The organism is Donghicola sp., assembly GCF_025210255.1.
Taxonomy (GTDB): domain Bacteria; phylum Pseudomonadota; class Alphaproteobacteria; order Rhodobacterales; family Rhodobacteraceae; genus Donghicola; species Donghicola eburneus.
In genome coordinates this window covers 517,542-537,601 of the sequence record NZ_JAOARZ010000022.1, presented here as the reverse complement: position 1 = coordinate 537,601, position 20,060 = coordinate 517,542, and the positions used below count along the sequence as shown (strand labels likewise).

Annotated in this window: 20 protein-coding genes; 8 read left to right on the top strand and 12 right to left on the bottom strand. The window is 58.6% G+C overall.

Annotation, left to right across the window (positions count from 1 at the left end):
- Positions 1-29: 29 nt before the first annotated feature.
- The 3 genes from dusA to N4A58_RS09870 form a co-directional block, all read right to left on the bottom strand.
- Entirely contained in the window at positions 30-1,028 is a 999-nt protein-coding gene (dusA, locus tag N4A58_RS09880; RefSeq protein ID WP_293709129.1) for a tRNA dihydrouridine(20/20a) synthase DusA, read from the bottom strand.
- A gap of 270 nt (positions 1,029-1,298) precedes the next feature.
- Positions 1,299-3,497, bottom strand: coding sequence for an NADP-dependent isocitrate dehydrogenase (locus tag N4A58_RS09875; RefSeq protein ID WP_293709128.1), 2,199 nt, complete (start codon positions 3,495-3,497; stop codon positions 1,299-1,301).
- A 188-nt stretch (positions 3,498-3,685) separates the two neighbouring features.
- On the bottom strand, positions 3,686-3,937 hold the full coding sequence (locus tag N4A58_RS09870; RefSeq protein ID WP_072706719.1) for a WGR domain-containing protein: 252 nt from the start codon (positions 3,935-3,937) through the stop codon (positions 3,686-3,688).
- A 357-nt stretch (positions 3,938-4,294) separates the two neighbouring features.
- On the opposite strand from N4A58_RS09870, the gene nadA reads away from it, so the two are divergent.
- Genes nadA through nadC form a run of 3 tightly spaced genes read left to right on the top strand, consistent with a single transcriptional unit; the run spans position 4,295 to position 7,763 of the window.
- A complete protein-coding gene (nadA, locus tag N4A58_RS09865) occupies positions 4,295-5,347 on the top strand; it encodes a quinolinate synthase NadA (RefSeq protein ID WP_293709127.1) in 1,053 nt (350 codons plus the stop codon).
- A 7-nt stretch (positions 5,348-5,354) separates the two neighbouring features.
- Positions 5,355-6,914 carry an L-aspartate oxidase gene (locus N4A58_RS09860; protein ID WP_293709126.1) on the top strand — a complete coding sequence of 520 codons (1,560 nt, stop codon included), beginning with the start codon at positions 5,355-5,357 and terminating at the stop codon, positions 6,912-6,914.
- Positions 6,915-6,917: 3 nt separating this feature from the next.
- Positions 6,918-7,763, top strand: a complete 846-nt coding sequence (gene nadC, locus N4A58_RS09855) for a carboxylating nicotinate-nucleotide diphosphorylase (RefSeq protein ID WP_293709125.1) — start codon at positions 6,918-6,920, stop codon at positions 7,761-7,763.
- Here nadC and N4A58_RS09850 read toward each other — a convergent pair.
- The 5 genes from N4A58_RS09850 to N4A58_RS09830 all read right to left on the bottom strand — a co-directional run bounded on the left by N4A58_RS09850 (position 7,746) and on the right by N4A58_RS09830 (position 11,241).
- Positions 7,746-8,501 (bottom strand): SH3 domain-containing protein, encoded by a 756-nt coding sequence (locus N4A58_RS09850; protein ID WP_293709124.1) that lies wholly within the window; start codon positions 8,499-8,501, stop codon positions 7,746-7,748. The two genes, nadC and N4A58_RS09850, sit on opposite strands and share 18 nt — an antisense overlap.
- Positions 8,498-9,238 (bottom strand): hypothetical protein, encoded by a 741-nt coding sequence (locus tag N4A58_RS09845; RefSeq protein ID WP_293709123.1) that lies wholly within the window; start codon positions 9,236-9,238, stop codon positions 8,498-8,500. Before N4A58_RS09845 ends, N4A58_RS09850 begins: the two co-directional genes overlap by 4 nt.
- 33 nt (positions 9,239-9,271) lie before the next feature.
- The gene (locus N4A58_RS09840) at positions 9,272-9,613 is read right to left on the bottom strand and encodes a hypothetical protein (protein WP_293709122.1); all 342 of its coding nucleotides are present in this window, start codon (positions 9,611-9,613) and stop codon (positions 9,272-9,274) included.
- Between the two features lie 132 nt (positions 9,614-9,745).
- Complete coding sequence (locus tag N4A58_RS09835; protein ID WP_293709121.1) at positions 9,746-10,786, bottom strand: CsgG/HfaB family protein; 1,041 nt, start codon at positions 10,784-10,786, stop codon at positions 9,746-9,748.
- Positions 10,786-11,241, bottom strand: coding sequence for a curli assembly protein CsgF (locus N4A58_RS09830; RefSeq protein WP_293709120.1), 456 nt, complete (start codon positions 11,239-11,241; stop codon positions 10,786-10,788). Before N4A58_RS09830 ends, N4A58_RS09835 begins: the two co-directional genes overlap by 1 nt.
- A gap of 399 nt (positions 11,242-11,640) precedes the next feature.
- Here N4A58_RS09830 and N4A58_RS09825 point away from each other — a divergent pair, with 399 nt between their 5' ends.
- Positions 11,641-13,446 carry a hypothetical protein gene (locus N4A58_RS09825; RefSeq protein WP_293709119.1) on the top strand — a complete coding sequence of 602 codons (1,806 nt, stop codon included), beginning with the start codon at positions 11,641-11,643 and terminating at the stop codon, positions 13,444-13,446.
- A gap of 61 nt (positions 13,447-13,507) precedes the next feature.
- On the opposite strand, the gene N4A58_RS09820 is transcribed toward N4A58_RS09825, so the two are convergent.
- Positions 13,508-14,398 (bottom strand): LysR family transcriptional regulator, encoded by an 891-nt coding sequence (locus tag N4A58_RS09820; protein WP_293709118.1) that lies wholly within the window; start codon positions 14,396-14,398, stop codon positions 13,508-13,510.
- Positions 14,399-14,509: 111 nt separating this feature from the next.
- On the opposite strand from N4A58_RS09820, the gene N4A58_RS09815 reads away from it, so the two are divergent.
- The 3 genes from N4A58_RS09815 to N4A58_RS09805 all read left to right on the top strand — a co-directional run bounded on the left by N4A58_RS09815 (position 14,510) and on the right by N4A58_RS09805 (position 17,034).
- Positions 14,510-16,129, top strand: coding sequence for a GMC family oxidoreductase (locus tag N4A58_RS09815; RefSeq protein WP_293709117.1), 1,620 nt, complete (start codon positions 14,510-14,512; stop codon positions 16,127-16,129).
- A 119-nt stretch (positions 16,130-16,248) separates the two neighbouring features.
- Positions 16,249-16,812 (top strand): sigma-70 family RNA polymerase sigma factor, encoded by a 564-nt coding sequence (locus N4A58_RS09810; protein ID WP_092464238.1) that lies wholly within the window; start codon positions 16,249-16,251, stop codon positions 16,810-16,812.
- Complete coding sequence (locus N4A58_RS09805) at positions 16,813-17,034, top strand: hypothetical protein (protein ID WP_072706730.1); 222 nt, start codon at positions 16,813-16,815, stop codon at positions 17,032-17,034.
- Here N4A58_RS09805 and N4A58_RS09800 read toward each other — a convergent pair whose 3' ends face one another.
- The 3 genes from N4A58_RS09800 to N4A58_RS09790 are packed head-to-tail and all read right to left on the bottom strand — an operon-like array spanning position 17,035 to position 19,452.
- Entirely contained in the window at positions 17,035-17,598 is a 564-nt protein-coding gene (locus N4A58_RS09800) for a pyridoxamine 5'-phosphate oxidase family protein (RefSeq protein WP_293709116.1), read from the bottom strand. It abuts the gene before it with no gap.
- Entirely contained in the window at positions 17,591-18,337 is a 747-nt protein-coding gene (locus N4A58_RS09795; protein WP_072706732.1) for an RlmE family RNA methyltransferase, read from the bottom strand. Before N4A58_RS09795 ends, N4A58_RS09800 begins: the two co-directional genes overlap by 8 nt.
- The gene (locus N4A58_RS09790) at positions 18,337-19,452 is read right to left on the bottom strand and encodes a Ppx/GppA phosphatase family protein (protein WP_293709115.1); all 1,116 of its coding nucleotides are present in this window, start codon (positions 19,450-19,452) and stop codon (positions 18,337-18,339) included. The genes N4A58_RS09795 and N4A58_RS09790 overlap by 1 nt, the downstream gene beginning before the upstream one ends.
- A gap of 282 nt (positions 19,453-19,734) precedes the next feature.
- Between N4A58_RS09790 and N4A58_RS09785 the strand changes: the two genes are divergently transcribed.
- On the top strand, positions 19,735-20,031 hold the full coding sequence (locus N4A58_RS09785) for a virulence factor (RefSeq protein WP_072706733.1): 297 nt from the start codon (positions 19,735-19,737) through the stop codon (positions 20,029-20,031).
- The last annotated feature ends 29 nt before the right edge of the window (positions 20,032-20,060 follow it).

Sequence of the window (20,060 nt, the reverse complement as noted above, 5' to 3'; positions counted from 1 at the left end):
TAACGGTGGAAACGCGCAGTGACAAGAACTTAGGCAGCCTCAGGGATCTGCGCGAGCGCCGCAAGCACGGTTTCAGGGCCCGCGCCGGTCCCATGAGCATGTTCAGACAAATAGCGCCGCCAGAGCCGTGCACCGGGTTGGCCCGCAAAGAGCCCAAGCATGTGCCGCGTGATCTGGTTCAGCTTGCCGCCAGCACTTAGATGGCCCTCGATGTAGGGCAGCATCTGGTGAACAATGGCCGCGCGGCTCGGGGCGGGCCCACCGCCATAAATGCGCTGATCGGCCAGCCCCAGAATATCGTAGGGCTGATGGTAGGCCGCACGCCCGATCATCACACCGTCAAGGCCTTGGTCCAGATGGGGCACGCCATCATCCAGCGTCGCGATACCCCCGTTGATGGAAATATGAAGATCCGGATAGGCGGCCTTCATCTTGTGCACGAGCGGGTAGTCGAGCGGTGGGATGTCGCGGTTTTCCTTGGGACTCAGCCCTTCGAGCCACGCTTTGCGCGCGTGGATGGTGAAACGGGTCACACCTGCCTGTGCAACCGTTTCGATAAAGGCGGGCAGCACATCCTCGGGGACTTGGTCATCCACGCCAATGCGGCACTTCACAGTGACTTCTGCAGCGCACTCGGCTTGCATCTCGCTCACGCACTCAGCCACCAGTTCGGGGCGGGTCATCAGGATCGCGCCAAAACACCCTGACTGCACGCGGTCCGACGGGCATCCGACATTCAGGTTCACCTCATCATATCCGGCCTCTGCCCCCATGCGCGCGGCCTGCCGCAGTTCAACAGGCTCCGAGCCACCAAGTTGAAAGGCGACGGGATGCTCTTCGGGAGAGTAGTCCAGCAAATGGAGCGCCCCGCCACGGACGAGCGCAGGCGCGGTCACCATTTCGGTGTATAGCAGAGTCTCGCCACTGATGAGGCGGTGGAAGTACCGGCAGTGTCGGTCGGTCCAATCCATCATCGGGGCCACGCTCAGGCGGGCGGCGCGGCGAAGGGTCTCGGTCTGCTGCGTCATGGCGAAAAGCCCCTGAATACGGCCCGCAAATGGGGCTGGTGAAGCAAAACGGTGAAATAGCGCGGTTTTGCTCTTTTGAAAAGCCTAGCGCTCTTGTGAAGTTTTTGGATGTCTACGTATGTGAGGGGCCCTATGCGAGATTGCATGGAGCGAAGGCCAGACGGCAGAGAACCCGATGCGCATTAGGTTAACTTCGATGCACAACTTACTGATATAAAATAAATAAGCGGACCAGAGGCCCGCTTATTCAAAATCGTATGGACAGCTGAATTAGCCGATGATGGCGTTCAGGGTCGCGCTCGGGCGCATGATGGCGGCAACCTTGTCTGCATCCAGCAGGTAGTAGCCGCCCATGTCGCCAGGCTTGCCGTCGACTTCTGCGATCTCGGCCAGAATGGCCTCTTCTTTATCTGCGAGTTCCTTGGCGATCGGTGCAAACGCTGCTGCCAGCTCTGCATCGTCGGTCTGAGCGGCCAGAGCCTCTGCCCAGTACTTGGCGAAGTAGTAGTGGCTGCCACGGTTGTCGAGCTGACCAACGCGGCCCTTGGGCGATTTGTCGTTTTCCAGAACCTTCTGGGTTGCGACTTCAACCGCATCCCCCAGAACGCCGGCTTTCGCATCGCCCTTGCCCGCTAGGAACTTGAACGATTCACCCAGAGCGCAGAACTCGCCAAGGCTGTCCCAACGCAGGTGGCTCTCTTCGATGACCTGCTGGACGTGCTTGGGTGCGGTACCGCCAGCACCGGTTTCGAACAGACCACCGCCCTGCATCAGCGAGACGATCGACAGCATCTTGGCCGAGGTGCCCAGTTCCAGAATGGGGAACAGGTCGGTCAGGTAATCGCGCAGAACGTTACCGGTGATGGTGACCACGTCTTTGCCCTGAACCATGTTCTCCAGCGTGAAGCGGGTTGCTTCGCGGGGTGCCATGATCGGGATTTCGATGCCGGCTTCTTTCAGCGCGGGCTCGACGTATTTGATCAGCTCTGCATCGTGGGCGCGGTTTGCGTCCAGCCAGAAGGCTGCCAGACCGGTCGCTTTGGTACGGTTGATGCCCAGCTTGATCCAGTCGAGGATCGGCAGCTTCTTCGCGGTGCACGACCGCCAGATGTCGCCGGTTTCCACCTTGTGCTCAAGGATGACCTCGCCGCTGTCCAGAACGATCTGAACGGTGCCGGGGGCGTCCATTTCAAAGGTGGTGGGGTGCGAGCCGTACTCTTCGGCTTTCTGGGCCATCAGACCGCAGTTCGACACAGCGCCACAGGTGGTGACATCCAGCTTGCCGTTCTGTTTGAAGAACTCGATGGTCTCGTCATAGACACCGGCGTAGCAGTTGTCGGGGATGCAGCACTTGGTCGGTGCAGGCTTGCCATCGGGGCCCCAGCCGATACCGCCAGCGCGGATCACTGCGGGCATCGAGGCGTCGATGATCACGTCCGACGACACGTGCAGGTTGGTGATGCCCTTGTCGGAGTTCACCATGTACATATCGGGCTTCGCGGCCATCGCAGCTTTGTAGTCTGCTTCCAGCTCTTCGTTGCCTGCGATCTTGGCTTCCAGATCACCCAGACCTTGGTTCGGGTTGAAGCCCAGTTCTTTCAGTTTGTCGCCATGCTTGGCGATGAAGTCTTCCAGATAGCCTTTGACGAAGTGGCCAAAGATGATGGGGTCCGAGACCTTCATCATGGTCGCTTTCAGGTGCACCGAGAACAGAACGCCCGGCTCCATCGACGCGATTTCCTGTTTGACGAAGGCGCTCAGAGCGGACGCCGACAGGAAGGTTGCATCGACGATGGTGCCCTCTTCGTAGGACAGGCCGTCCTTCAGGACTTTGGTGCTGCCATCTTCGCCGGTGAAGACGATCTTTGCGCCACCAGCCTGATCGGCCGTGATGGTGGTCGCCTTTTCGTTGGCGTAGAAGTCGTTGCCGTCCATGGACGCAACGTGGGTTTTGCTGTCTGCCGACCAGTCGCCCATGCGGTGGGGGTTGGCTTTGGCGTATTCTTTGACCGCTTTGGCCGAACGACGGTCAGAGTTACCCTCGCGCAGAACGGGGTTCACGGCAGAGCCTTTGATCCCGTCGTAGCGCTTCTGGATGTCTTTCTCTTCGTCGGTTTGGGGATCGTAGGGGTAGCTGGGAACAGCGTAGCCCTTGTCCTGCAGTTCTTTGATCGCGGCGTTCAGCTGCGGCATCGAGGCTGAGATGTTTGGCAGCTTGATGACGTTGGCATCGGGGGTCTTCACCAGCTCACCCAGACCAGCCAGATCGTCAGCGATCTTTTGCTCTTCGGTCAGGTATTCGGGGAACACGGCCAGAATACGGCCCGCCACCGAGATGTTCCGAGTTTCGACGCTAATGTCGGCCTTGCCCGCAAACGAGCGGATGATCGGCAGCAGCGATGCACTGGCCAGCTCGGGCGCTTCGTCAACGATGGTATAAATGATGTCGGGGGTATCGCTTTTTGTCATGGCTTCGTTTCTCCGAAATCTGACGCCGTGGGCGACGGGCAGTATGCGCGCCGCTTAGTCGCCTCTGCCTTAGATCGGACGCGGCACCAAGTCAATGTGTGCCATTGTATACCGAAACGAAAAACGCCAAAAATTCACCGTTTGCCCCCAATTTAACAGGCAACAGCGGCAGGAAGTCGCGGATGATTTCAGAATAGATGCAATTGCACGGGGATCGGCGCGTAGCCCTTGCGGCAGGTTTCGCGCTTCATTTGTTCGATCGCCTCATAGGCCTCTTGCCAGCTGCTAACATATTCGACGCTTTGCTGCGCGCCTTGCGACCCGATGCGTCCCGTCTCGCGTTGCACAAACCATTCTCCAAAGAGCGTCTGCCCCGAGGAAATCACGCAATACCGGCGCTGGCGGCGGATATGATTGACCTTTTCAAGACGAATGTGCACGGCACTGTACCAAATGGATGGAACGGGTGACGTCCTATATGACCCTGTCCGATTGATTTGCCTAGATATTCTTTGTTCACTTTTGCGAATTCCACAGCGTCATCGGCGGATTTGCATCACACTTGAGCATGGGGAATGACGCACCCAGAACAATCATAGGTGGTATTTCGCGTCATAATTCCTACATATTTTAGGGTGATGGGCGGTGAAACTGGCTCCGCCGACATTGACCCCGCAGGAAACACCTGTAGAAGAAGGCCTCGTTTTATCTCGCCTGCCGGTAAAGGAATGGCGCCGGCCCGCATCCGCCAGACAGAACGACTGGCCCCGGGTCACGCGCACTAGGAGGATCCTAAAGTGCTCGATATGAACACCGTCCGCTCGGAGTTGTCCGAGATCTACGACCTGCGTCCCTCGGCCGAGTTGGCAGAGAGCCTATCGGACATCTACAAGAAGATGGACCGCGTGGTCACACCGCCGGACTTCCTGCAGGCCGCGCCCTACATCAAGGCGATCAATGACCTGAAGCGCGAGCGCAATGCGGTCATTCTGGCGCACAACTACATGACGCCGGACATTTTCCACGGAATCTCGGACGTTGTCGGCGACAGCCTGCAGCTGGCGATCGAGGCCGCGAAGGTCGAAGCCGACGTGATCGTTCAGGGCGGCGTGCATTTCATGGCCGAAACCTCCAAAATTCTGTCGCCTCAAAAAACCGTGCTGATGCCCGACATGGAAGCTGGCTGCTCGCTGGCCGAAAGCATCACGCCTGCGGGCATTGAAGAGATGCGCAAGCAGTTCCCCGGCGCGCCCGTGGTCACCTATGTGAACACCACCGCCGAGGTGAAGGCCGCATCGGACATCTGCTGCACCAGCTCGAACGCGATCCAGATCGTCGAGGCGCTGGAGGCGGACACCGTCATTATGACCCCCGACCAGTATCTGGCGCAGAACGTGGCCCAAAAGGTCAAGAACAAGCGCATCGTCTGGTGGGAAGGCTCGTGCATCGTTCACGAGCAGTACACCGCGCAGGACATCAACGAGTTCCGCGAATGGAACCCTGGCACCGTGGTCATCGCCCACCCCGAATGCCCGCCTTCGGTGGTCGAGGCATCGGACTTTAGTGGTTCGACCAGTGGGATCATCAAATACGTCACTGACAACAAGCCAAAAAAGGCGATGCTGGTGACTGAATGTTCGATGGCGTCGAACATCGCGGATTCGTTGCCCGAGGTCGATTTCGTCGGCCCCTGCAACATGTGCCCCTACATGAAGATGATCACTCTGGAAAAAGTGCTCTGGAGCCTGCACACCATGACCACACAGATCGAAGTTGATCCTGAGGTGGCCGAAGGGGCGCGCGTCGCTGTCCAGCGCATGATCGACATGTCCAAGAAACTGGGGCTCTGATCCTATTATGACCAGTGTGACCACCGAACGGGTGGTGATCGTCGGGGCTGGCCTCGGCGCGCTTTATGCGGCGCTGACCATTGCGCCCTACCCCGTGCTGATGATCTCGCCCGAGATTTTGGGCGAAGGGGCCAGTTCCGCGTGGGCTCAAGGCGGCGTGGCGGCGGCGATGGACGACCGTGACACCCCCGAAGACCACGCCCGTGATACCGTGTTGGCGGGCGCAGGCACCGTCGATGCCCACGTTGCGACCGCCGTCTGCGACGAGGCACGCGAGCATATCCTGAACCTGACCACCCTTGGCACGCCGTTCGACCGGACGGACGATGGCGGGTATGTCATGAGCCGCGAGGCCGCCCACAGCTTTGCCCGCGTCGTGCGCGTGCGGGGCGACCAAGCGGGTGCGGAAATCATGAAGGCATTGATTGCCACGGTTCGGGAGACCCCATCGGTGCAGGTGCTCGAAGGGCACCTAGCGACGGGGCTAGAAGTCGTCGATGGCCGTGTGACAGGCGTCTGGGTCTCTCAATCCGGAGACGAGCGCGCCGCGCCGGTGCTGGTGCAGGGCGCGGCGCATCTGTTGGCGGGTGGCGGCTCTGGCGGTCTGTACAAACTGACCACGAACCCGCCCCGCATTCGCGGACAGGTGATAGGCATGGCCGCCCGCGCAGGCGCCGAGATTGCCGATGCCGAGTTTGTCCAATTCCACCCCACCGCAATTGCGTGCGGCGAGGACCCTGCCCCCTTGGCCACCGAAGCCCTGCGCGGCGAAGGGGCGATCCTGATCAACAAGCAGGGCAAACGGTTTATGGAGCGCCTGCACCCCGACGCCGAACTCGCCCCCCGCGACATCGTAGCCCGTGGCATCTATGCGCAGACCCAAGCGGGCTACGAACCCGCTCTGGACACCCGCGAGGCCATCGGCGCCGAGATCATGACCCAGTACCCCGCCGTGGCCGAAGCATGCTTGCGGTCCGGCATCGATCCTGTCACCCAGCCGATCCCCGTTGCTGCTGCGGCCCACTACCATATGGGCGGGATCAAGGTAGATGACGAAGGGCGCGCGTCCTTGGACGGGCTATGGTGCTGCGGCGAATGTGCCTCGACCGGATTGCATGGTGCGAACCGTCTGGCGTCGAACGGGCTGCTCGAGGCTTTGGTTTACGCGCGCCGTGCGGCCACATCGATCATGGCAGGTCTTGGCGACGCGGCTCCGGCACCCGAAGTGCTGGTGGAAACCCAAGGTTCTATCGCCGCCCCACGCGAGGATCTTGTGGCGGACCTGCGCCAAATCATGACCGACAAGGTCGGGGTCGTCCGCAATGGCGCAGACCTAAAGGACGCGCTGGCCCGCATCTACCTGATCGAGTTCAGCCAGCCGAACTGCGACGCCTTGAAAAACATGACTGCGACCGCAACGCTGATTGCCGCCGCCGCTTTGATACGCGAAGAAAGCCGCGGAGCGCATTTCCGCTCTGACTTCCCGCAGACCAACCCGACCGGCGAGAGGTCCGTGATGACACTGGCGGACGCCATGGATATCCGCGCCCGCTACGCCAAGGAGTAAGCGATGAATTCCCCCCTGCCCGATCTGGTTCTGGAACCTGTGATCCGCAACGCGCTGGCCGAGGACCTTGGCACCTATGGCGACATCACCACGCGCACAGTGATCCCCGCGGATGTGACCTATACCGCACGGCTGAATGCGCGCGAGGCTGGCGTTGTTTCCGGCATGCAGATCGCGCGGATAGCGTTCCATCTGGTGGACCCTACGCTGAAAATTGAAACGCTGATTGCGGACGGCCAGCCTTGTGCCAAGGGCGACGTGCTGATGACCATCGAAGGCAGCGCGGCGTCCATTCTGTCTGGCGAGCGGGTCGCTCTGAACTTTGCGGGCCGTCTGACTGGCATCGCAACGTTGACCGCGAGCTATGTGGCCGAGACCGAGGGCACTGATTGCCGCATCACTTGCACGCGCAAGACCACACCCGGTCTACGTCTGGTGGAAAAGCAAGCGGTTCTGCACGGCGGCGGGTTCAACCACCGCTTCAGCCTGTCCGATGCCATCCTGATCAAGGACAACCACATCGCGGCAGCGGGTGGCATTGCGCCCGTGTTGGACGCTGTCAAAGCACAGGCCAGCCACATGATGCGGGTAGAGATCGAGGTCGATACTCTGGAACAGCTGGAGCAGGTGCTGGAGATCGGCGGCGCAGATGTCGTGCTGCTGGACAACATGGACACACCGACTCTGGAAAAAGCCGTAGCCATGAACGCGGGCAAGCTGGTGCTGGAAGCGTCGGGCAACATGACGTTGCCCCGCGTGGCAGAGGTCGCGGCAACGGGCGTGCATTACATCAGTTCGGGCGCACTGACCCATTCGGCGAAAACCCTTGACCTAGGGTTGGACTTCTAAGACCGGCCCTTCGGTCGCCAGTTCGAATGTTGTCACGGCCCATTTTTGTTGGCGCAAGCCATTGCGGGCCAACCATCCTACGGTGCCGTCGACATCGACCTTGCACCAGATGCCATCGCTCGCTGTCAGGCATTCCAACGCAGACACCTGTGTCAGTCTATCCAACACAAGCGCGACCGGCGCGTCCCGTCTAGGCTGATTGCGCAGGTTCAGCCGTGCTGCTGTTGTCAGTGGCACGGTGGCGTCGGCCTTCGCTGCCAAGAGTTGGGCGACATCGGTCTTGTCAGAACAATCGGCTGTATAGCCGACATAGAGGCAGCTTTGATTTCGGATGGCCTGCTGCAGTGTGATGACGAAACCACTGGGCTGACGCCGTTCAAGGATCAGACTTCGTCCCGAAGCAAGGTCGTCGCCAGTCATGCGGGTTTGATTGCCACCCAGAACCCCAAGAGTGCGCTGATCTTCGGTCAAGAGAACGATTTGCCCGTCGGCAATCCCCCAAGCTCCAAGCAAATCCAAGCCAGCGCCGCAACTCTTAGAGCGGGCAACAAACACATTTCCAAGCGTCTCAGTCGTCAGGTCTATTTCACAGACACCACCGCTTTGCGCGCGCACTCGGTCGAAAGAATACCACTCGCCGGAGAAAGCCGAAATCAGATCACTCAGTGTCTGCCCCTGCGCAAAACTGCTGCAAACTGTCAGAACCGCGGCCAGTGCCGCAGTGCAAAACCCCTTCATGAGCCGTTTCCGTTTCCGTTCCCATTGCCATTATTGCCGCCAGTGTTGCCGTTGTTCCCGTTGCCGTTTCCGTTGTTTCCGTTCCCGTTGCCATTGCCAATATTTCCGTTGCCGTTCCCGTTGCCCCAAAGATTGCGCTGGGTGACCGAAATATCGCGATTTAACGTGAAGATGCGCACGGGAGCGCCTGGGTTGTAAAGGCCATTCCCCTCCATCGTATAGCTGACGTAGCTATTGTAGGCTTCGACTTCGAGCCGCCCGTTCAGATCCGTTCCGGTTTGTGTGAGGGACGCGGTCGCGTTGTCTCCGACAGCAATGAGGGTTCCAGTGAGCTGGCTTCCTTCTTGGATCAGAGTACCTTCGAGGTTCACACCGCTCAGACTGATTGTTCCGCTGTTTTGGGTACCTGTCTGCTCTAACCGAGCATTCGCACCGTCGTAGGCTAGAATAACACCTTGGTTTCCGACAATATTCTGCGTCGCCTGCGATAGTGCGACTTGCGACCCTGCCCCTTCCACCACGATTTGGGCGGCATTTGCGAAGCCATCTTGCACCAAGGGCGCGTCTTCTCTGCCCAACTCAGAATACAGCGAGTTAGACTGGTCCACCTCGATCCGGTTCCCCTCGGCATCGCCTTGGGTCGGAGTGTTCTGAAGCAGATAGAGCTTGTTCCCGTCAGCAACAGCAGACAGGGGCGCGCACAAAAGACCGGTGAGCAGAAATGTCGTGTGTTTCATGCACCTCATGACGATCTCCGAGGTGAAAAGGTTTCAATGCCCCTGAAACAAAACCAGTGAATTGCCGGATCCGGCTTGGCGTATACTGGCGACCTCGCCGACCGAAGTCTGCTCAATCAGAACAAGACAGTCCGAACAAGAGACCGTCAGGTTGGCCTCGTGCCCAGAACCCGTTTGGCGCAATTCAATGTCGTTGTGCGTCCCAGTCACCGACAGTTCGGCAATGAGCGGACGGACAAAGAGCGACGGGTCTTCAAGCGGGGTCCCGATCTGCAACTGACTGACTTGGATCCTGTTCGCACCTGCCTCGGCAGCCCCCAGAGGGACACCAAAAACAAGAGAAATCAGACAGATATGTTTCAGGAAGTGATGCATGGCTCAGACAAGGAAATGTTCTTTTCTTTCCTTGAAGTGCCATGATGTGACGTAGGGTAACAGGCCTCCTTTCCGTGAATTCTATGTGTCTTTCGCCCCCCTCGAAACTGAAGGGTGGCACCGTTTGATATCCTAGCCCAAAACCTCGTCCGACGATGGATCAACGGGAGGGGCGACCCCTTCGTTTGGACGTGTGGTGATCGGAGCGGAGACCTCATCGGGTTCAGGTTTTGCGGGGACGGTTCGCGGGATGAACAGGCTCCGCTTGGTCTGAGCAGACACCGGTTCGACCGGCGTTGCGCCCTGCCCGTACTTCTCACGACGATAAGCCTCTAGGAACGCTTTCCCGCCATCTGGGTCGGCAAACGCCCACAGCCCGACATCCACCCCTTCTGCGATCAGGGTCAGCACAGCCTTTTGTACCGCCGCCTCGATCGCGACCTGCTTGGGCTCGTTCATGGCGACACCCAGTTCGCTTTCCAGAATTTCATCCAACGCCACGTAGCGGAAAACATTCCCCTGCGTTGATATCGAGGCGATCGGCTTACGGATCATGACTGCGGCCAGAACCTCGCCAGAGCCAGTGGACACCGCACGCAAACTCACTGTTACCACGTCCAGCTTGTATCTGCGGTTTGCACCAATCCCAAGGTACTGCGCCCCGATGCCCCCAGACACGATATTCGAGTCATAGCCCACAATCGCGCCTTGGATCATGATTCCGGCGTGGTCCATCGGCCCAAGTGCAGCGGGATCAACCTCTGTCTCGCCACGATAGATACGGCGCATTTCCGTAACGATCTGACGTTCTTTGAGAAGGCTATCCAATGCGGCGCGATCCAAAACACTGAACCAACGACGCCCTCCGGCTTCGACCAGAGATTTGATCAAGATGTCGGCGGCACCCTGCGTGACCGCGCGGGACAGGTTCTGCCCTGTCGATGTCTCTTTGTACTGACCGCTTAGGTCAGGCATTTCAAACACCGACACCGTCATCTTTCGCGCTGGCGCGGGCACATTCAAAAGCGCCTGCGACTGATCCGTTGTTTGACTCTGCTCGGCTTCAAATTTCGCATTGTCCAGATCACGGTAGAGCCCCGGAAGGTTCGCATCGCACGCGGACAGGCTTAGCGCGACCACACCAGCCACCGCGGTTCTGACCAACCACCCCATCAGTTTACGACCAGCTGGGGCACCGATATCTCGGTCACAGTACCCTCGACCGTATCCGTGAGCGTCAAGTCGATCGAGTCGACCCCGCGATCAAAGGTGATTTCTGTAGTGCCGAACACCACCTTGCCGCTTTCCTGCGGGTCATCCCCGAAAATGGCCTCAACCACTTCGCTGGACAGAGACGATAAGAGCCGGCTCTGAAGCTGTCGGGCAAAAAGCTCTGCCTGCGAGAGCCCGGTCGAAGCACTGCTGAACGAACTAGAGGACCGGGGCGCCTCGTAGTCCGATGCCGTCGCATTCCGCTGCGCATTCGCGATAGACAGAAGATGCCCAGAATTCAGGGGGCTGCCCCCAAAGCTAGGGTTCACTGGCTGATAGACCAAGTCCTGCGACGCCGCGTGCCCTGCCGCAAGCGACAGCGCTGTGACGAGTACCAGAGTGATTCGATCTGCCATGTGCCTGCCTGCTTTTCGGGGACGATTGTTTTGCAAATGCTATTTACAGATATTGTAACAAGTTGCACCAATAAATTAATTACAGTCTCTAGTAGAATTTACCCACTCGTTAAGACGTAATTACAAACTTAGGTATTAATTTATATCCGTACGGGTGTAACCCAATCTCCATAGTGCGTGCGCATGTAAACTATTAATTACACTTTTGGGGTTCCACGGCTCACATTCGAGATTATGAAGGTGGCACTATACTTGCGACACCCTCCAGTCGTTAGTGTGTGTGAAAAGATAAATAAAATCTATGGTATGGCTGCGAAACTTTACGGGCGCAGTGGCGGGAACGGGTGCATCTGCACACAACAAAAAGCAAGTCGAACCACTCACTGATCGGAATACAAAATGAAAGTTAAAGCCCTTCTCATCAATTCTGCATCGATTGCGGTTATCTCGTCGTCAGTCGCTGCGCAGGATGTGGACAATGCCGCGCTACTTGATCAATTTGGCGACGACAACACAGCCACTATCACGCAAGAAGGCGGCCTGAATAAGGTAGGCCTGATCGCGAACGAAGAAGAAAACGATATCTACGCAATTCAGAATGGCACCCTGAATACTTTGACCGTGACACAGGGCGGCAACAGCAATAGCGTCGGCACCGTCGGGACTGGCTTTCAGCAAATTGGCGACCGCAACTCGACCACCATCACACAGAACCAGAACAACAACGTTGTTCAGTCGATCACGCAGACCGGCGTGAGCGGGTCCACTGCGAGCCAGAACGCGATTTCAATCACTCAGGGCTCATCCATCAACAATACACCCGCTGAGTCTGCGAACATTGTGACCTCGATCCAACAGAGCAACACCCTGAGTGGTGATGCTAACTCGATCACAATCAACCAGAGCCGGCAAGACGGCGGAGCAGTGTCCGGCATCGCAAGCGCCAACCGCATTGGCCAAGACGGTGAAGTGATCACCCAAGAAGGGTCTGCAAATACCATATCGCTGTCTCAGACCGGCATGGCAAACCTGATCACAAACGTAACCCAAGGCGGCGGGACTGGAAACTCTGCCACGATCTCGCAAAACAACTCTGGTTCGGCTGGTGCGGTAAACGGAAACACCGCAGGCCTGGTACAGAACGGCGACAGTAACGCCCTTTCGATCACCGTAACTGGTGATGGCAACGGTAACGGTGGTCTGACCGCACGCTTCGCATCTGGAATTTCCGCAACAAGCAGCATCATCTCGCAGACAGGAGATCAGAACCAAGCTTGGTGGAATGCTACCGGCAACGACAACCAGTTCGGCATCCTGCAAAACGGCGCGGGCAACGTGACTGGCATGACAATGATCACCGGCGATAACAACCAGACGGCCTTTGTCCAAGACGGTGACGCGAACACGATCACGGCTGTCTCGATCATGAACGACAACGTGGATCTCGGTGCAAGCCAGACCGGCAACAACAACGATATCAGCATCGGCACCCTGAGCGGCGACTCGAATGCGCTTCAGTTGATCCAGATCGGTAACGCGAACGCCATGGATTTCGATGTTGAAGGCGCCTCGAACACACTGCGTGCACAACAAGGTGTCGCAGGAGCGGACCCAGCGCAAACTGGCAACAGTATCATCGTGGACATTGCCGGCCAGAGCAACAGCACCGATTACGACGGTGGCATGACCAATGATGACAACCGCCTGTTCCAAGCTGGGCTGGACAACAAGTTGACCCTTGCGGTCACTGGCAACAGCAACTTGTTCAAAACCTCGCAGTCCGGCAACGAAAACGAAGCAACCATCACCCTGACTGGCGGCTCGAACACACTGGCCCTGTCGCAGATGGCGGCCGAAGGCGAAGTAATGGGCAAAAACCAGTACGAGATCACCATTACAGGTGCATCAAACGACGTGGTCAGCATCCAGACCGGCAATGCCAACACTCTGGTCGCGGCAATTACTGGTTCCAGCAACCTGTTCAACACCACTCAGCTTGGCGTGAGCAACCTGATGGACCTGGCTATCAACGACGACAACGGCGCCTACAACCTGACCCAAAACGGTACCGGCAACATCTTGATTGGCAAAGTCAAAGGAACCGGCAACGATTCACAGAATGTGACCGTTGATCAGATTGGCAACTACAACATCGCCAAACTGAGCCAGCAGGGCAAAAGAAACACAGTCAAAATCAAGCAGTAAGGAACCTCCCCCGAGTGCTTGAAAAGAGGCGCCGTCCTGAATTTCAGGACGGCGTTTGTATTCATTGATAGACAAAGGGCACCTCACTGATCCGCACCGCATCCACGATAAAATCGGCCACACGCCGGATGCGCTGTAGGTCGCGAAACTCTTCGGGATAGAGCAGCCAATAACGCCGGTTGAACTGCACCTCGTCGGTCAAGAGGGGCACCAGCTCTGTTTGATGCGCCATGAAGCATGGCAGCACCCCCAGCCCCGCCCCTGCGCGCACCGCGTCAAGCTGCGCTTTGACTGTTGCGGCCTTGTAGACCGTTTGCAGTTGCGGATGGATCAGGCGGTTGAAATCCAGCTCGCCAGTATAAAGCAGGTCGTCGATGTATCCGACAAAGGGGTAATTGGTCAGCCCCTCGACCGATTTGGGCGGACTGGCCAAGAGCGCAGGCGCACCGTAAAGCCTTAGGTCATAATCTACCAACTTGCGCATGATCAGACGGCCGGTTTGCGGGCGATCCAGACTGATCGCAATGTCGACATCCCGCTTCCACAGCTTGTGGGTGCGCGGGACAGGGACCAGTTCCACCCGCAGCCCTGGATTGTCACGCAGGATCTTCGGTAGAATGTGCGACAGAACGGCGTTCCCGAAACCATCCGGGGCGCCAACACGGACAACACCCGACAATTCCTCGGACGCTCCACGCCCCAAACGATCCCCCAGCGCCAGTGCGTTCCGCTCCATCTCGCGCGCGTGGGCGAGCATGTGCTCACCCGTTTCGGTCAGCAGCATGCCTTCGTCGCTGCGCTCGAAGACAGGGGTGCCGATGGCGCGCTCAAGCCGCTCAATGTGGCGCGCCACAGTAGTGTGGCTGACACCAAGCCGTCGGGCCGCCAAGGTCATGCGCCCTGCCCGCTCTGTCTCCAAGAAATAGCGGATGTCTTCCCAATCGAACTGCATCAATACCTCTGCACGTTTTTCGACATGCATTGTGCAAAACCGTTCATTTCCCGTCCAGCCAATAACGGCAATAGTTGCACCAAGGACAGATGGTACCGGGGAGGAAGCGCCATGTTGGAATTGGGGACTTATGATTATGTGATCGTCGGGGCTGGCTCTGCAGGCTGCGTTCTGGCCAACAGGCTCAGCGAAGACCCCACCAAGTCGGTGCTACTGCTCGAGGCGGGCGGCCACGACAAATACCATTGGATCCACATCCCTGTCGGCTATCTCTATTGCATCGGCAACCCGCGCACGGATTGGGGGTATAAGACCGCCGCCTGTGAGGGCCTGAATGGCCGCGAACTGCTCTACCCTCGGGGCAAAGTGCTGGGGGGCTGCTCGTCCATCAACGGCATGCTCTACCTGCGCGGCCAAGCGGCCGACTATGACGGCTGGCGCCAAATGGGTCTGACTGGTTGGGGCTGGGACGATGTCCTGCCCTATTTCATCAAGTCCGAAGATTACTATGGCGGCGCAAACGAACACCACGGCGCGGGTGGTGAGTGGCGCGTCGAAGAGCAACGCCTGAAATGGGACATCCTAGAGGCATGGAAGCACGCTGCCGTCGAAGCTGGCATCCCCGAGACCCCTGATTTCAACACTGGAGACAACTTTGGCGTCGGGTATTTCAAGGTCAACCAGAAGGCAGGCTGGCGTTGGAGCACGTCCAAAGGGTTCCTGCGACCCGCCAGCAACCGCCCGAACCTGCGGGTCGTCACCCATGCACAGGCCGAAACACTGACCTTTGACGGCATGCGCGCCAGCGGCTTGAAGCTGCGGGTCCAAGGCGCCCTTGCCCGTGCCACCGCACGCGGCGAAGTCATCCTGAGCGCTGGCGCAATCAACTCTCCCCAACTGCTGCAACTGTCCGGCATTGGACCCGGCGCGCTTCTGCAAGAACACGGGATCGACGTCCGGCTCGACGCTCCTGATGTGGGCGGCAACCTGCAAGACCATCTGCAAATCCGCTGCGCCTACAAGGTGCACGGGGCCAAGACCTTGAATACCATGGCGAACACCCTCTTTGGCAAGGGCATGATCGGCCTCGAATACCTGCTGAAGCGCTCTGGTCCGATGTCCATGGCGCCGAGCCAGCTGGCAGCCTTTGCGTATTCCAGCCCCGATGTGGCGACGCCCGATCTGGAGTACCACGTTCAGCCAGTGACTCTCGAAGCGTTCGGCCAAGCGCCCCACGACTTCCCCGCCATCACTGCGAGCGTCTGTCATCTGCGTCCCGAAAGCCGTGGTCATGTGCACATCACCGCTCCCGACGCGCTGACCCCGCCGGAAATCCAACCCAACTATTTGTCAACCGAAGGCGATCGCATCGTCGCGGCGAATGCCATCAAGTTGACCCGCCAGATTATGAGCCAACCCGCCATGGCGCAGTTCTCGCCCGAAGAGTTCAAGCCAGGTCCGCAATACCAGACCGACGCCGAACTCGCCGAAGGCGCGGGCAACATCGCTTCGACCATCTTCCATCCCGTGGGCACCGCGCGCATGGGCACCGACGATCGCGCTGTAGTCGACAATGCCTGCCGGGTCAGAGGCATTCAGGGGCTGCGCGTGGTTGACGCCTCGGTCATGCCGACGATCACCTCGGGCAACACAAACTCGCCAACCATCATGATCGCAGAAAAGGCGGCTGACATGATCAAGGCTGACGCGAAATCGCTTCAGCCCGCCTGACGCACACCCGAAGGATAGCTGTATATCCCTAGGTATTAAAAATTATACCTTTGGCGCTAAAACGCGTCCCGTATGGGCCGTTCTACATATCAGTAAGTGTGTAGTCGGAGTGTTTCATCGTGGAAAACGAAGTTCTGGAGTGTGCGACCGAAGAAGTCCTAAAAAGGATCGCTGGTCGCGACAAAAACGCATTACGCGAATTGCATCAGATGCATGGCAACAAGCTTTACACAGAGCTTGCCCGCCTACTGAGCGACCGCGAACTGGCTCGGATCACCTATCTGGAGCTGATGCCCCGCGTCTGGCGCGAGGCTGCGACTTATGACCCCTCTGTGGAAGACGGGCTGGACTGGTTGCTGCGCCGCACGCGCTGCTTGGCCATTGAAAGGCTGAAGGAAAAAGCCGGTGACCAGCCCTTCTACGGACGCAACATCGCGTGGGAAGAGGACGCAGACCTCGACCAGACCGAGCGGCAATTGCGACACCATCAAGTTGGTCGGATCAATACAGCCTTACGGACACTTTCCGTCCAAGCGGCCGAGATGTTGGTAGCCCGATTGGTCTACGGGCTGTCCTTAGATGACCTCGGGTCACTCTACAATCTGCCGTCTCAGGTCGTTGGTAGAAGGGTAAGAAGCGCGGGTGTCGCGCTACGAACCCAACTGCTCGGAGCTGCCTGTTAAATGACGATTGACGAACGTGCCTTTGCTTTTGTGCTGGGAAGTCTGGACGATTTGGCGGCGGCTGACGTCGCCGAAGAGATCGGGCAAAGCAACCGTATGAGAGAGCGCGTGAGTTATTGGCGACGACAGCTAGCCCCCTTGATGCCCCCGCCCGTCGAAGAGGTCTTCGAAAACCCCGTCAGTTGGGACGAGGTCGAAGCCGTGGTCTTTGGCCAACTCTGATCAGGGCGCGAGCCACTGGCCAGAGAACCCATTCACGCGCCGATATAGCGCGCGTTTGTGCTTGTCGGCCTCAATGAGCAACAGCTCGATTTCTGCCACCTCGAATTTCAGCACAGCAAAGCGATCAAGCTGCGGATCATCTGTATGATCATAGGGGCTTTGGATCGCATATCCCGGATAGGGATGCCCCCCGTAAACTTTGCGCGCCTGATCCGGCACCCCCTCCCAAATCGGGGGCAATTCCTTGCGCGGGCGCTCTTTCATCTTGCCTCGCAGCCGGATTTGCAGCGAAGCAGACGGGTCCCACACGTGCAGACCGGCATTGGGGGCTTCGCGCAACTCCGACACCTTTTCCGATGCAACATCGGTGTGCACTTCTAGCGTACCCGTATCAGGGTTGACCGCGCGCAGCACGACGCTGCGCATTTCAGGCCAACCGCTTAGGCCAAAAGTCGCTAAAGTCGGATGCCGTGCCGCAGCGTCCCGCGACTGCGCCCCCGCCAAAAGCCTGCCCCACCCAAAATCGAGCAAGGCACTCAATGAGACGTGGGTCGCCTCAGACATCGTCATCCTCGTCTTCGGACGCCTCTTCGCCGCGGAAGCCTGTGGCGACCACGAATTTTTCAGAGCTGTCGGCGCGGCTCGACGGGGGTTTGACGTTGACCACTTTTTTGAAGCGCTGCTTCAATAGTTGCTGCAAGCTGCCCTCGGCCCCGCCAGCCAGAACTTTGGCAACAAACGTTCCCTCGGGCTCCAGCACGTCAAATGCGAAATAGGCCGCAGCCTCGCACAGAGCGATGATGCGCAAGTGGTCCGTCTGCTTGTGACCGCTGGACGCAGCCGCCATGTCCGACATGACGACAGTCGCACTGCCGCCAAGCCATTCTTTGACCTGCAAATCAGCGTCATCGGCCAAGAAGTCCAGCTGATGAATCTCAGCGCCTGCGATGGCTTCGACCTCTTGCAGGTCCACGCCAAGCACGGTGCCGATCGCCTTGCCCTTTTTCTCGCCCAAAGCATTCACGCGTTTGACCGCCACCTGACACCACCCGCCAGGAGCACACCCCAGATCCACGACGCGCGCACCCGGCACGAGGAAGCGATACTTTTCGTCGAGCTCCAGAATCTTGAAGGCCGCGCGACCGCGATACCCTTCTTCCTTGGCACGTTTGACATAAGGGTCGTTGAGCTGACGCTGCAACCAGCGCTGCTGGCTGGTTGTGCGCCCACGAGCGGTTTTGACTTTGACGGTCAGATCGCGCTGGCCGCGACCCGACGTGTTTTTGGTTGGTTTTTTCGCCATTATTCGATGTCCTTCAGAACGCCATCGACGCTCATCTGTGCGTACAAAAGCCCCTCGCGCAGACCACGATCCGCCACCGAAAGGCGGTCCGTAGGCCAGCAGCGTAAGAGCGCTTGCAGGATCGCAGAGCCTGACATGATCAGGGTCTGGCGATCATTTCCAATGCGGGGATCGCGGCGGCGGCCTTCGGGGCCAAGCTTGAGATAGCCGTCAATCACTTTGTTGATCTGGTCCGAGTTCATGCGCAACCCGTCAACCTTGGTCCGGTCGTAGCGCTTGAGCCCAAGGTGCGAGGCCGCAACGGTCGTCACCGTGCCGCTGGTGCCGACAATCTGGAACCCCTGACGCTGCTGCTCGCGGGCATAAGGCGCGAACTCGGCCAAGTTCTCTTCAAAGAACCAGCTCATCAGGGCAAACCGCGCTGCGTCATCCTCAACATCCGAGAATTGCTCGCGCAGGGTTGCCACGCCATAGGGCACGCTGATCCAGTCCACCACCTTGGCCGGCGGGTGGTTCAGGCGCGGACCACGGGCCTTGAACCCCTGATGCAGGCGCATGATGGATTTCGCCCGCTCGCGGCGCGGCACTTGGGCCAGATCAATCCAGACCAGTTCAGTGGAGCCACCGCCGATATCGACAACCAACAACTGCTGCGTGCGCGGGCTGACCAGCGGTGCGCAGGACACCACGGCCAAGCGGGCCTCTTCCTCTGGCGGAATGATCTCTAGCGAAAGACCTGTCTCGCGACGCACCTGTTGCAGGAACTTACGAGAGTTCTTGGCCCTCCGACACGCTTCAGTCGCCACGAGACGCATATGCGTCACGCGATGCCGCTGAAGCTTCTGCTGGCACACCTTCAGCGCCTGCACAGTCCGATTCATGGCTGCGCGGCTTAGGTTGCCAGTGCTTTCCAAGCCCTCGCCCAACTGGACGGACTTGGAAAAGCTATCGACCACCGTGAACTGAGCGCCATTCGGTCTGGCAATCAGCATACGGCAGCTGTTCGTGCCCAAATCCAAGGCGGCATACAGCTCGTTTGGATCGGGCGATGCGCGATGAGCGCTCTCGACCGTTTTCGGGAGTGCGCCCGCGCAATCGGGACGCCTGGGCGTCATGTCCACGCCCTCCATTCATTGTTACCCGATAGGGTAGTCACTCCGTCCCGAATGCGCAAGGACCGGTTATGCACATATGCAGATGTCGTTGCGCCCCGACCGCCCACTTCCCATATCAGGCACATGATCATCATGCGGAACTTTCACGGCCAGCAGCATGGCCACGAACGGTGCCCAAGATTATGCTCAGGTCGCACACACGTTTTACAGTGTCGAAATTTGCACAAGGCGACGCAAACGCGCGCTCTACAACAGACTGCATAGGGAACAGGGAATCGCATCATGCCCGAGATCACCATCGTTTACTGGCGCGATATTCCGGCTCAGGTCATCGTCGGCAAAGGACGCAAAGCAGCGAAAATCCAGCTGCCAGAGCGTTTTGAACAAGCCATCGACCGCGCCGCCATGAAATCCGGCGCCGATCAGACTGACGATTATCTGGCCGAATGGCGCAAAGACGTGATCGACACGCGGGATGGTGACCCCCAGACCCTTGCCGAGGCGGAAGCCGCACGGCTGACTGAGGAGTATGATCAGGCCAAAGTGAAGGCGCTGATTGAAAACGGTGGGCGTGCATGAGCACACCCCGGCAGATCTGGGAGGCCGCG